General features: G+C 60.2%; 9 protein-coding genes and 1 pseudogene. 2 read left to right on the top strand and 8 right to left on the bottom strand.

The annotated features are described in order from the left end of the window. Positions 1 to 419 precede the first annotated feature (419 nt). Positions 420 to 1,351: pseudogene (locus N5A92_RS17630) on the top strand (LysR family transcriptional regulator). A 99-nt stretch (positions 1,352 to 1,450) separates the two neighbouring features. On the opposite strand, the gene N5A92_RS17625 reads toward N5A92_RS17630, so the two are convergent. Further along, complete coding sequence (locus N5A92_RS17625) at positions 1,451 to 4,402, bottom strand: LysM peptidoglycan-binding domain-containing protein (RefSeq protein ID WP_260905077.1); 2,952 nt, start codon at positions 4,400 to 4,402, stop codon at positions 1,451 to 1,453. Between the two features lie 139 nt (positions 4,403 to 4,541). After that, on the bottom strand, positions 4,542 to 5,222 hold the full coding sequence (locus tag N5A92_RS17620) for a tetratricopeptide repeat protein (protein ID WP_260905076.1): 681 nt from the start codon (positions 5,220 to 5,222) through the stop codon (positions 4,542 to 4,544). Between the two features lie 203 nt (positions 5,223 to 5,425). On the opposite strand from N5A92_RS17620, the gene N5A92_RS17615 reads away from it, so the two are divergent. Continuing rightward, the gene (locus tag N5A92_RS17615) at positions 5,426 to 6,469 is read left to right on the top strand and encodes an EscU/YscU/HrcU family type III secretion system export apparatus switch protein (RefSeq protein WP_260905075.1); all 1,044 of its coding nucleotides are present in this window, start codon (positions 5,426 to 5,428) and stop codon (positions 6,467 to 6,469) included. A 42-nt stretch (positions 6,470 to 6,511) separates the two neighbouring features. On the opposite strand, the gene N5A92_RS17610 is transcribed toward N5A92_RS17615, so the two are convergent. From N5A92_RS17610 to N5A92_RS17585, 6 genes are all read right to left on the bottom strand, one after another. Beyond that, positions 6,512 to 6,964 carry a hypothetical protein gene (locus N5A92_RS17610; protein WP_260905074.1) on the bottom strand — a complete coding sequence of 151 codons (453 nt, stop codon included), beginning with the start codon at positions 6,962 to 6,964 and terminating at the stop codon, positions 6,512 to 6,514. 14 nt (positions 6,965 to 6,978) lie between these two features. Beyond that, positions 6,979 to 8,301, bottom strand: a complete 1,323-nt coding sequence (locus N5A92_RS17605) for a type II and III secretion system protein family protein (protein ID WP_260905073.1) — start codon at positions 8,299 to 8,301, stop codon at positions 6,979 to 6,981. 196 nt (positions 8,302 to 8,497) lie between these two features. Beyond that, complete coding sequence (gene sctV / locus N5A92_RS17600; protein WP_260905071.1) at positions 8,498 to 10,660, bottom strand: type III secretion system export apparatus subunit SctV; 2,163 nt, start codon at positions 10,658 to 10,660, stop codon at positions 8,498 to 8,500. Next, positions 10,653 to 11,003 (bottom strand): tetratricopeptide repeat protein, encoded by a 351-nt coding sequence (locus N5A92_RS17595; RefSeq protein WP_260905070.1) that lies wholly within the window; start codon positions 11,001 to 11,003, stop codon positions 10,653 to 10,655. The genes sctV and N5A92_RS17595 overlap by 8 nt, the downstream gene beginning before the upstream one ends. Then, positions 10,990 to 11,424, bottom strand: a complete 435-nt coding sequence (locus N5A92_RS17590) for a hypothetical protein (RefSeq protein WP_260905069.1) — start codon at positions 11,422 to 11,424, stop codon at positions 10,990 to 10,992. Before N5A92_RS17590 ends, N5A92_RS17595 begins: the two co-directional genes overlap by 14 nt. Further along, on the bottom strand, positions 11,421 to 12,422 hold the full coding sequence (locus N5A92_RS17585) for a SctD/MshK family protein (RefSeq protein WP_260905068.1): 1,002 nt from the start codon (positions 12,420 to 12,422) through the stop codon (positions 11,421 to 11,423). The genes N5A92_RS17590 and N5A92_RS17585 overlap by 4 nt, the downstream gene beginning before the upstream one ends. Between the last annotated feature and the right edge of the window lie 106 nt (positions 12,423 to 12,528).

The following is a 12,528-nucleotide window of genomic DNA, read 5'->3' as shown; positions in this document are numbered from 1 at the left end:
CCTCGGGATGCCTGGCTGCGCGGAGCTTGGTCTCAAAGGCGACGGTTGGCAAGGTCTCCCGTTAATGCGGTGCGTCGGGCGTCGGGATGGCTGTCATGCCGCCCGGTGCATTGCCAATATAGCCGTCGATTGGCAAACGGCAGTTTTCGGGATTTGTCGCGGTGGAACGAATGGCGCCCTTCGGCGGCGCGAAGCGGCATCCGCGGGTCCGTCTGCGGAAGTTGAGTTTGGGACAACTCGGCCGGGGGCGATGATGTTGCTCTGGCGTGCTCCAGCGTAGGAGATAAAACGAGAGGGTATCGAATCTAGGGAGCGCTGCCGCCAATACAGTCCTGCAACCGAATTCATTTGTTGAGGCATAGCCACATGCGTTCGGAATCGCGCTGTGCAGCGCGCAAATGTGCCGCAATAGGCTTCAAATGGTCGACTTCAGAGGCTTGGAAAACTTCGTCTGGGTGGTTGCCCTCGGTAGCTTCCGCGGTGCCGCCCGGAAACTTAACACCACCCAGCCGGCCATCTCCCACCGGATCGCTTAGCTTGAGGAAGAATTCGGCGCAAGGCTGCTCACCCGTGAGACGCGCAATGTGACGTCCTACACAGCGCGGGCGACAGTTGCTGGTCTATGCCGAAAAGATGCTGGCGGTGCGTTCGCAGATGCTCTCGGCCTTGCGCGATACTTCGGCGGTGCGCGGGGTGATCCGGCTTGGCGTGTCCGAAACCATCGTGCACACTTGGCTTCCCGATTTCATCAAGGAAGTAAACCGCATTTATCCGGATATCTCGGTGGAGTTCGACGTCGATATTTCACCCTCGCTGCGCGCACGGCTGCTGGCGCAGGAGATCGATATCGCCTTCCTGCTTGGCCCCCTTTCGGCGCCGCTTCTGCGCAACCGGCTGCTTTGCGAATATCCAGTCCGCTTCATTGCAACCCCGTCTCTTGGTGTGTCCAATCCCGCGACGGTGCATGATCTCGCAGCCTTCCCCCTCATCACCTTGCGCGCAAGACGCAGCCCTATGAGCTTGTCAAATCTCTCTTTAACCAGCCCGACCTGCCGCCGATCAAGCTTCATGCCAGCGCGTCGATGGCGACCGCCGTTCACCTCGCCGTGGAAGGGTTGGGCATTGCCGTCATCCCGGATGAGCTGGTGGAGATGGAGCTGAAGAGCCGGACGCTGGTACGCATTCAGTCCGATGTCGTCATGCCCCCTCTCACTGTGCGAGTTGGCTGGAATCACCCGATAGTCTGGCTGTCGAACTGGCCGTCGACATAGCTGCGCGCGTGGCCGGTGGTAAAAGGGGCAGTGTGCGAAAGAGACCGTCTATCTGCCTTCCAGCCGATCAGCAGGAATAGGCTATTTTTCTTGTTTCGCAGCCGTGATCAGACCAATCTCGGCGGTGCCGCGCTTGCGCTGGGCGGCAAGCGCGAAGAATTGCTCGCGATAGATACCGCCTAAGCCACGGGCTGAGCAATTTCGAGCGCTGCCAGAACAGCATCGACTTGCGCTGCAGAATCCGGGGTCGCGTCACCGCCATTGGCAAACCACGGGCGCTGCTCGATATCGGAGACGCTCAAGGTGTCATTATCAGCCGTGGCGTTGAACTGACTCAGATCGCCGTCGATGTCATCGAGCGTATGGTGGAGATTGTCCCGCAACTTTGCAAGCTTGGTCGGGCCGTCTTCGCTGTTGGCAATCGAGTTGACCCAGTTCACCGTCTGCTCTGGTGTCAGCCCCTTCAGCTCTCCGTAGCGCATTAAGATCGGCACCGGGCTGTATCCTTCGCCGCTCTGGTCCTTTAACGCTTGGGCTGCTTCCTCGTTGAAGCCAGCCTGCTCCAGGAAGGCGGCTGTGGTATCTGTCTGGAAGCGGTTATTGTGCTGGACGTTCTGGATGCCATCCCAGACGAAGAGGCCGACTGTGGACAGCCCGGCTATGGTGAAACCGATCGGCCCCGCAAGGCTGGATGAGCCGAGCGCAGCCCAGCTTACGCCGAAGGCCACGCCTCCGTTCAGGACGGCGCCGGGTATATCGCCGTTTGCTAGCCGTCCAAGTCCGTCGATGGTGGCGAGACCGGCGCCAAGGAGATGGACAAACTTGCCGCCCATCTTCAGGCCGTTCGTGAAGGCAGAGTCGTTTGACGTGAGCAAGGCAGTGACAAACTGTGCGCCATCGATCCCTACACGCGCCGAATCAACCGCGACCTGCAGGGCATTACGGAGCGATGGGTCTTCGCCATACTGCTCAATGGCATTGGAAAGTCCGGAGCCTACAATGGCCAGCGCGGTCGTACGGAAGAGGCGGTTGAACGGCGCGTCGCGCACGAGGTCATCGAATTTGTCCAACGCGTTATTGAAGTTGCGCGCCACATCGATGCCATATCGCTCCGCGTTGAATTCGTCCGAGTATTCCGGCACGAGGTCGAGAAATGCGTCGGAAAGCTCGCCAAGTTCACTGTTCGTGATGCCAAGCAAGGAGGCAAGCTCCGGATTGTTGTCCAAAGCCTCCTCAATCTGCTCGCGGGCCTGCTGCAGCGACGACGGATCGCTGGGATCGATATCGCCGGCCGGGATCATGATGTTTTCGCGCATATAGGCGCTGATGAGGTTGTTCGCGAGCGGATTGTCGCTGCCGCTGATTCCCAACTCGTCGAAGAGCTGTATCAACTCCTGACCGGACTCGCCCTTCGTGAGATCGGGAACGTTGCGCAAGGCAATGGAAATGGCGACTTGCGCATTCGGGTCGCCGAGCAGGTTTAGAATACGCTCCTGGTAATCGCTTCGTACATCATCGGGAAGGTCTTGGAATTGCTGAGCATAGCCCAGCAGATCCTCCCCTCTTTCGGCCAGTTGCTGTTCCAGTTCTTCGAGTCGCTCCTGCCATTCCGGTCCCTTTTCATCGATATAATCCTGGATGGCCGCCTCGAGCTGCTCTTCCGTCATCGCCGTGCCGCCATTGGTGATGAGGTAGCCCAGTTCCTCCAGGTGTTCGCTGTAATCCTGGACAAGATCGACGACGTCGTGATCGCGCTCGCTCTCAACTGTGGAGAGGATTTCATCAAGGAAATCGACACCTTCCATGGAGGCGATGGTCAGCGCATAGCCGGGAATATCTTTGCCTTCATCGAGAGCCTGATTCAGCGTCGACCGCACGGCGTCCATATTGAACAGGCCCATCTGGGCGAATTGTTGCGCCGCCGCATCGCCCTTCGTCGTTCCCTCGACGCGGTCGAGAACGGTCAGCAGGGAGATTGTCCCGTTGTAATGCAACTCCAGACCGGCATAGCCTTCGTCCCGGAACCGTTGCTCCGCCTCGGCGAAGCGGGAGGTCATCGCATCGATCACTTCGGCGGCGATTTCAGGGTCGAGATCCGCCGTCAGCGTCTCCAGCCGTTCCATTGTCTGGCGCGTCAGGGCGCCAGGCAACTCCTCGTCCAGATCCCCGTTTAGCGGCTCTTCGGCCCAATCGGCCGCATTATCGATGATGCTTTGGACCGTGTCCGACTCGTCGAGGGCGTCGCGAACGCGGTCGGAGGGGGCATTCTCGTAGACGGCTTCAAGATCCTGCAGTGCCTGGGCCGGATTGTCCTGGTCGATCTGCGAGACGAGATCCTCGGCGGCGCGATTGGCGATCTCGTCCGTTGCGTCGTAATCGTCGAGCGCGCGTTGTACCTCCGACGAAGCATTGGCGTAACCATCCTCCAGCACCCGTAGGGCTTCATTCGGATCCGACTCCGCCTGTGCCTGCGCAATGATTTCACGTGCAGCGGTTTCCGTTTCCGAGCCCGCATGGCTGCTCTCGGCAAGTATTATGCCCGTCGACTCCGCGACCTGCTCGATGGCCATTTTCGTCGGTCCGGCATTCCCCCAACTTCGGTCGTAGAGGCGCTGCAACGCGGCTTTCCTATCCCCGGGCGGCAGGGCTTCCATGTAAGCCTGGACGTCCGTTGCGATCTCACCGATTTCCGCATCAAAATCGATGGTTGAAGGGTTGTCGGGATCTTCGAGATAATGACCACGCTCCCAGAGATTTTGGGCGAAGCCTTCCTCGCCTTCCGGAATGCCTTCAGCATTGAGGGGCGTCGCGGCGGCCTCCTCGGGGGAGGTATGGGGGATGATAATGGCCTCGCCCGGGTCGATATTCGATCCCTCGATGAAGTTGAGGTCTTGAATCTCCTCAAGGGAAACATCGAACTCGTCCGCTATCGCCCACAGGCTGTCGCCGCTCTCGACGATAACCGCGCGTTCCTCGGTTTCGTCGATTTCGCCCGAGCCGCCAGCGTCCTCCCTTGCGCGGAGCGCCTCGTCAATGGCTTCGCGGAAAGCCTGCTGCTGCGCCTGCGACAGGCCGGTCCATCCGTTCTCGCCGTATCGACGAAGTGCTTCTGTATCGATGCGAAATGCCATTTCAGAGTACCCATCCGCGGCAAGAAGATGGGCAACTCATGTAATGGTCAAACCCGGCGCTGAATTAAAGGTTGTGTTGCAGTTTTGTGAAATTCACGTCGCAGTACCCTGACAGGGCAACTGCCGTGGAGCTGACTCTCTATCCGTTCATGGACCCCAGCGCCTCCGCGCGAGCAGCCACCGTCGGCCTGGCGCGAATCGATCTCGCCGTCGCGAGCAGCTTGTTGACCTCTTCGGTCGACAGACCCGTGAGTTGAAGTGCGCGGGTTTCATCCGCGCGTCCAAGCAGACCGTAGACCATGATGATGTTGCGCTTGTGATGCAGGCTGATGTTCGGACTGGTAGCAAGCTCTTGTACGCTTGTCAGGGCCGTTGCCGAATCATCCGCGAGGGCGGCGGCCAGGGCGATATTCAAGCTGATGTCGGGATCGTCTGGCGCCAGCGAACGGGCGCGAGAAAACGTATCCATCGCAGGTTGGATCTGCCCGGCGAAGGTTTGAGCGACGCCGAGCCGGTTGTAGGCCTGGCTCGTATTGACACTCTGGGCCCCCTCGGCAAGCGTGCGGATGCCGGCTTCCGCGTCGCCGGACCGGACCATCGCCCAGCCAAGGCCGACAAGGGCGGGACCATAGCTCGGAGAGCGGGAGAGGGCGGCCTGATAGGACTTTATGGCCTGTTCGATGTAGCCGGCGCGCATATAGATGTCGCCCAATCCGACGAAGGCGCTGGCAGGCGCTCCCGGTGCGGAGGCGGCTTGCTCATAGAGCGCGATCGCTGTGCCGGTGGCACCTTGCTTCTCCAGATCTGCCGCCAGCCGCATGAGACGAGAGTTTTGGCTTGTCGGCTCCACCTCCAGCGCTTGTTCATTTTGTGTTGTGGCGCAGCCTGAAGCCGCTAATGTTGTCGACAAAGCCACACAAACCATGTGTCGTCGCATGTCAGGCTTCCTTCCGTGCAGCTCGATGGGGCACCTCGCGGAATGTCCATCGCGCAAAAAAAGCCAAAAACCCATAGGCGAGTCCGATGGCCGAGGAAAGTGAACAAAAAGAACTTCCCGCAACCCAGAAGAAATTTCGGGAGGCGCGGCGCAAGGGGCAGGTGCCGCAGAGCAAGGACCTCGCGGCCGGTTTTTCTATTTTTGTTGTCCTGATGTATTTGCTCTACGCTTGGCCGACCATGTCGGACAGGCTTCTTGAACTGGTGAACACGATCGGTAGCCGCCAGGATGACGTGTTCGCCGACGCCAGCCACTTCGCCATTCATCAGGCGATCAGAACCCTTCTTGCACTGCTCGGTCCCGTTGTGGCGCTGACGGTCGCCACCGTCATTCTTTTTAGCATCATCGCCACCCGCGGCCCCGTATTTTCCTCCGACCCAATCAAGCCCCGTTTCGAAAAAATCAGTCCCGCAAAGGGCTTCAAGCGGGTCATGTCGATGCGCAATGTCGTGGAATTCGTCAAGAGCCTGATCAAGGTCGTGTTCCTTTCCGCGCTGCTGGCCGCCGTTCTGCTTGTCTGGCTGCAATCGCTCTTCGAAGTGCCTGGTTGCGGCGCCGGGTGTGTCAGAGGCACGGTGATCGGCATCCTGACGCCGCTCACCGTTGCCGTGGGGCTTGCCTTCGTGTTGATCGGCCTGTTCGACATGCCCGTTCAGAGCTGGCTCTTTCGGCGCGACATGCGCATGACGCGAACGGAGTTCAAGCGGGAGCGAAAGGACCTGGAGGGCGATCCGCAGTTCCGCCAGGAGTTGCGCCGGCTCCGGCGTGAAGCGGTCACGAGGTCCACAAAACGCGGCCTGCACGAAGCATCGCTCGTCCTCTATGGTGGAAGCCGTCTGGTGGCGCTGCGGTATGTGTCGGATGACACGCCGGTGCCAATCATCGTCGCTAAGGAGGAGGGAGGCGAGGTTGCTACCCTGCTGGCGCAGGCGCGACGACAAAATTGCCCGGTTGTTGAGGACGGGGAGCTTGTGAGCAGGATGTTTGCGAAAGCACGTGTCGGTTACGATATCGAAACCGACGTGTTTCCATTCGTCGCTCAGCATCTCGTCCGCTTGAAGCTCGTGTGACGGAGCGGCGCAGGAATGGCGATGGCCGGCATCATTCCCGTTTCATTCGACTGATGTGGGTGCGGTGATATTCAGATCCTGCGACCGGCTGGGGCCACCGAGGAGTTCTTCCTCGCCATAAAGGTAGTGGTGAGCGGCTCTGACGGAGGGTGCCGCACGTGCGGGACCAAGGGTCCGTCCCTCGATGAGGTCGCGTTCGCTCTCCACCATGCGCTGAAGATTGTAAGCATTGGCGCAGCCCGGTGGCAGGTGCGGACCCAATGCCGGGGTGACGACGAAGTCGGTTTCCGCCAACCCGGGCGACATATCGGCCGGCTCACCAAGGCACGCCTCGGGCACCAGAACCGAGCCGCCAACCCCTTTCTCCATCCCTACATAGCTGTTGGTCGGGACAAAGCTGTAATAGGGAGTGTGATCCCTCGGCGCGGTCGCGCACCCCGAAATGGTTAGAAGAGAAAGCGCCAGGACGGCACGAAAATCGATAGGCGAAGTCATTTGCCCTTCCTCCCTTATTTCACAATCAAGCCGATACCGGTGGTGTTTTTCGCCCGCGGCTGTGGCGCGGGCCTGTCGAGGGGGGTGGCCAGCCGCCCGCCGCTGACGGGATTCACCAGATGTGGCGTAATCAGAATCACCAGTTCGGTCTCTTGCCTCTGATAGCGTTGAGACTGGAAAAGAGCTCCAAGAACGGGCACGTCTGCCAGCACGGGAACCTTCTGAAGATTGCGCGTCAACCGTTGCTGGAACAAACCGGCGATCGCAAATGTCTGGCCGCTTGCCACCTCCACGGTGGTGTCGGCGCGGCGGACAACGAAGCTAGGAAGCGAAAGGCCGTCAATGGAGACGCCTCCGCTGTCGGAAAGCGTGCTGACCTCCGGCCGAACATTGAGGGCAATGCGGTTATTGCCAATCAATGTGGGTGTGAAGCGGAGCGACACACCGAAGGGTTTGTATTCGACCGCGATCGTGTCGTTGCCCTGCGGTATTGGAACAGGGACTTCTCCACCGGCCAGAAAACTCGCCGTTTGACCGCTGACGGCCGTGAGGTTCGGTTCGGCGAGAATCTTAACGATCTCGTTGCGCTGGAGGGCTTCCAGGAGGACTTCGATGTTCACATTGCCAGCTCCGATGCCGAAACCAAGATTGGGATCGCCGACGTTGTTTAAAAGCCCGAAGTTGAAGCTGCCGTCGGTCACTGTCACATTCCAGTCAAGGCCGTAGGCCTGCAGTTCGGATCGCGAGACCTCCGCAAAACGAACGCGGATGTTCACCTGTTGGGACCCGTCGATGATGGTGTTGTTGAGTGGCGGCTGATCGGAGGGCGAATGCGAGCGCGCGACATTGTCGATATCGACAGCCTCGCCGATGTCGCGCACCCGACCGAGTGCCACAATGCGATCGCCGAGGAAGGTCAGTTCGGTCATCGAGGTCGGCTGAAGCCTGTTGGCCGCCGCCGCCGCGGCAGCGCTGTCAGCACTTACCTGGAGCTGCATGTAAGCTTCAACCTGCTGGTTCGCGCTGACGGCGATCAGGTTCGTGGTGCCGGGCTTGAGGCCGAAAACATAGATCACATCCGCGGATACGATCTGCAGATCGGCCACGCTCGTATCCGCGATAAGAACCGATTCCACCGGTTGCTCGAAGCGAAAGATGCGGCCCTGTCCGACATGAAGGTCGACCTGTCCGCCCGGTGCGCTCGTCTGCGCCTGTGCCGCCTCGCCGAACGCAACAATGAACAAGGCCGCCAAAGCGGCCGCAATCCGGTGCAGGCTCCAGCACTCCATGAGCCGGGCCATGCGGCAAAGGCCTGCCGCGGTACCAGAAAATATCATGCCAATTCCCCTCTCAAGCACGACGTCGAGTGCTATCTCGATCCCCGGAATTTCAGATCCTAGTCATCCGGCCGAAATGACGTCATGTCCCCGTGCGGCGGATGGTCGTGACGATCCGTTTGCCCGATGCAGCCGGACCCTCTTCTTCGGATAAGTGTTCCAGGTGTTTGTCTGGCATCTAATCGAGTCCCAACATCTAAGATTGTGTCGCCGGCGTATGCGCTGCCGGCAGTGATTTTGGCTGCGGCCTTGTCCCGGCGTCGCGTTGCCGGCTGGTAATCGTCGCAAGCGGCTGAACGTGGAATTCGTGCGCAAGCTCCTGATACGATAAGACCGGCAGATTGATTTGCCTTTGCATGAGAAGGTTGCGCATGTGGCGGCGCACATCCATCGCCGTTAAAACGACAGGCGCCGCGTCGGCCGCCGTCTTTGAGAGCGCACGCTCGATCTGTTCGACGATGAACTGAACTCCATTGTCGGCCATGTTGACGGAGCCGCCGCCGGGTGTATTTTTCACCGCCGCCCTTAATGCTTCCTCGGCCGATGGCTGCAACACATAGGCGGCGATGATATTGTTGCGATCGGCCAGGCGGAAGGTGATCTGCCGTTTCAGCGCGATCCGCACGTGCTCGGTCAGCAGAGCCGGTTCCTTTTCGCGCTGACCCCATTCCACAAGCGCCTCCAAAATGATGCGCAGATTGCCTATGGGGATGTTCTCGGCGACGAGCCGGCGCAGAACCTCGGAGATCTTCTGCAGCGGCACCATTTCCTGCGCTTCCCGGACAAGATCGGCGTAGTCTCCCTCGAGCGAGGAAAGCAGCCGCCTCGTTTCCTGAATTCCAATGAAATGGTTGGCATAGGAGCGCAGCGCGTGCTCGGCGGATCGGCAAACAATCTCGATCGGCCAAAGGAAAAGCAGACGCGCCTCGTCCAGCTGAGGCGTGTGGCTCTTCTCCACCCAGATTGGCTTGCGCCAGCCTGCGATGGGCGAGCCTTCCTCATAGGCGATATCCAGGAGATCGAGATGGGAAGGATCAGCCTCTAGGAGCACGCGATCGGCTGGAATGTCGACGGTGAGGATCGGCGCGCCTTCCAGGTCCATGCGCACACGCTGGGGATCGAGTTTGTCATCGATATGCAATGCGATCGCCGGTGTCTCGATACCGAGGTCCTCGAGAATGTCTTGGTGAACGCGCTGACTTTCCTTTGCGAAATCCGTGGATGAGACAAGCTCACCAAGATCTCGGCCCAACCGCACAACCACGCGATGCAGCAGGGGGAGGGCCAATTGCTCCCGTGTCTCGAGCGCATCAATTCCGTTATCGCGAGCCTGCGCGGGCGCGGAGGTGGACAAGGGCGTGAGGTCGACGATCTCCTCGTTGCGGGATTTGCGGTAAAGGCCATAGGCTCCCGCGCCCATGGCGATGCCCAAAACGAGGAATACGGCGGAGGGGAAGCCCGGCACGAGGCTCAAGGCAATGAGGATAACCGCGCCCGAAGTAAGCGTGCGGCCGTCCCGCAGCAACTGGCCCGTGATCTGACGCCCGAGATCACTTTGATCGTCGCCGCCGGTGACGCGTGTGATCATGGTCCCCGACGCAACGGCCACCAGAAGGGCAGGGATTTGCGCCACCAGTCCGTCGCCTACCGTCAGTAGCGAATAGGTGTGCATCGCCTGGGCGATCGACATGCCGTGCTGCAGCGTACCGATGGCAAAGCCGCCTATCAGGTTGACCGCGATGATGACGATGCCGGCAATGACATCGCCCTTGACGAACTTCATAGCGCCATCCATGGCGCCGTAGAGCTGGCTTTCATGCTCAAGGCGCCTTCGCAGCCGGCGGGCCTCGGCTTGATCGATGTCGCCGTTCCGCAGTTCGGCATCGATGCTCATCTGCTTGCCGGGCATGGCATCCAGCGTGAAGCGCGCGGCCACTTCCGCCACGCGCTCGGAGCCTTTAGCGATCACCACGAACTGCGCCACGGTGATGATGAGGAAAATCACGAGGCCGACGGCTAAGCTGCCGCCGACGACGAAATCGCCAAAAGCCGTCACGACCTGTCCGGCGTCGGCCTGGAGCAGGATGAGGCGGGTTGTGGTGATCGTGATGGACAGCCGGAACAGCGTGGCGATCAGGATGACGGAAGGCAGCGACGAGAACTGCAGCGGATGTGCGATGTAGAATGCTGCAAGAAGGATCAGCACGCTGACGGCGATGTTGGCGGTGATGAGGATATCGACGAGCCAGGTCGGTAGCGGGATCAACATCATCGTCACAGCGACGAGCATCAAGCTGGCGATGACGAGATCGCTACGGCGCGACAGATTGGCCAACACGGGGGTGATGCGGTCAAGCACGGGGATGATTCCTGCTTCCGGCGAGAAAAGTTTGGAAAGTTCTGCGCGCCTCCTCCATGCGCCCACTTAGAAGCAGGGCCCGGCTTTTCAGCAGTGCGAGCGCGGGATGGCTTGCCATATCGTCCATAGTCTCCAAGCGGTCGATGGTGGCGAGGGCCTTTTCGGCGTCGCCATCGCGTACGAGCAAGTGTGCAAGCGTGCGCAGGAGGCCGGGATCATCGGGCGACAACTGCACCGCGATCAGCAGGTAGGCTACGCCCCGTTTCACCTGACCGTGGCTGCCATAGAGGTAGCCGAGAGTATGCAGCAACTGCACCGCGTCGCGCATTTCAGTCAGGCTCAAATCCCCCCTGCATCCTTTCTTGCAGGGCGTGGCATTGGTCGATCTCCCCTTTCAACAGGTCCGTCGCAAATTCGGAAAACTGTGCTCCACCGTCGAGATTTGGAACCACGTCGGTGATGCAGTGCTGAAGGATCGAAACCAAACGGCGCAGGATGGCCAGATCGGCGTCCGGAGCCACGTATTCGGCCAGAATTTCGTCTGGCGATTGCGCGCGGCGCGAAGAGAACGGCTCCTGAACGCCGTCGATCGCTGACTGCTCCGGCGTGTCGGCTTCCTGCGCACGGCCGGTCCGCAAATCAATCTGGTCGACCTGCTGGGAGCGAATACGATCGGTGCCGGGCACCTCGATATTTTGTGCTTCATTCCCCGTCGAATGTACTCTGGCGGGATCGATGCGCAGCGCTTCAATACGTTTGATCATTGATATTTCAGCGCCACCACGGCTTCGCCTTTCGCCAGAAGGAGCTGTTCTTTACCGATCTCCTTGATGATCCAGCCGCCGCTGACGAATGCCCCCTCATGATAGCGGGCGCCATCGGCGGTTATGATGTAGGGGCCCTCACCGTACCAGATCGCCCGGAGGGGAAGTCGTGGCGCCTCGGTGCTGTTGCCGACGGCGACATTGGAGATAAGGACGGGGCGTCCCCGTTGTTCCTTATCGAACCAAGCCTGGGCCGCGCGCCAGGCTCCGACCTGATGATCGGTGATGCTTCCCGAAACCACCAGCCGACCCGGTGCCGCCGCCACATCGAGGCTGTTGATGCCGGCCTGTGCCAAATGGCTCTCAAGCGCACTTTTCGCCTGCCCTTCAATCAACATGTCCGACTGGCCGGCTGAATCCGGTCCGACTGCTTCCGCAACCTCGACGGCCGTCCCACTACTTACCTCGGGCTTTATCTGCGACAACGTGTTGGAGGCGACTGGAACGGCAAAAATCGTGGCGACCAGACCGGCCGCGATCATCATGGAACGGCTCGAGACGATTTTTTTCGCCGGGTAGGCGGGACTCGTGTCGGTCAGCCGTATCGTCGCGCCACCGATTGATACTTCCAGCGGTAACCGGCAGCGGCGCCCATATCCCTCAGGCACGGTTTGACCATTTGCAAGGCCGATGGCGCCTCCCAGTGCCTCCAGTTCCCCCCGACCGCCCACAACGCGAAACCGGCCATGAGTGTCCGCAATCTCGGGGTCGCTAAGAACGATGTCGGCGTCAACACTCGACCCGACCGTGAAAATCGTCTCGGTGAGGTCCAGTTTCGCTCCGGCGTGGAGCCCGCCGATCACCTCGAGCGCGATGTGCGGCTCAGGCGCCTCCGTCGCGTCTGAACCATGATTCAGACGCGGCATGCAGTGAGAAATGCGGCGGATAAGCTCCGTGTCCCGCACCCGATCAACCAGTCTCGCCAACTCCTGCGCCATCTAGGAGCACTCCCTTGAAGATGAGGCCACATGGTTCGCCGCAATTTGTTCATAAAGCGAGTGTGCCGCCGTTTCCGGGCTGGCGACACACGAGGACCGCTGTTGG

The organism is Chelativorans salis (assembly GCF_025336525.1).
Lineage (GTDB): Bacteria > Pseudomonadota > Alphaproteobacteria > Rhizobiales > Rhizobiaceae > Chelativorans > Chelativorans salis.
Note: the sequence above shows the minus strand (reverse complement) of the source record. Positions and strands in the feature narration are given on the sequence as shown.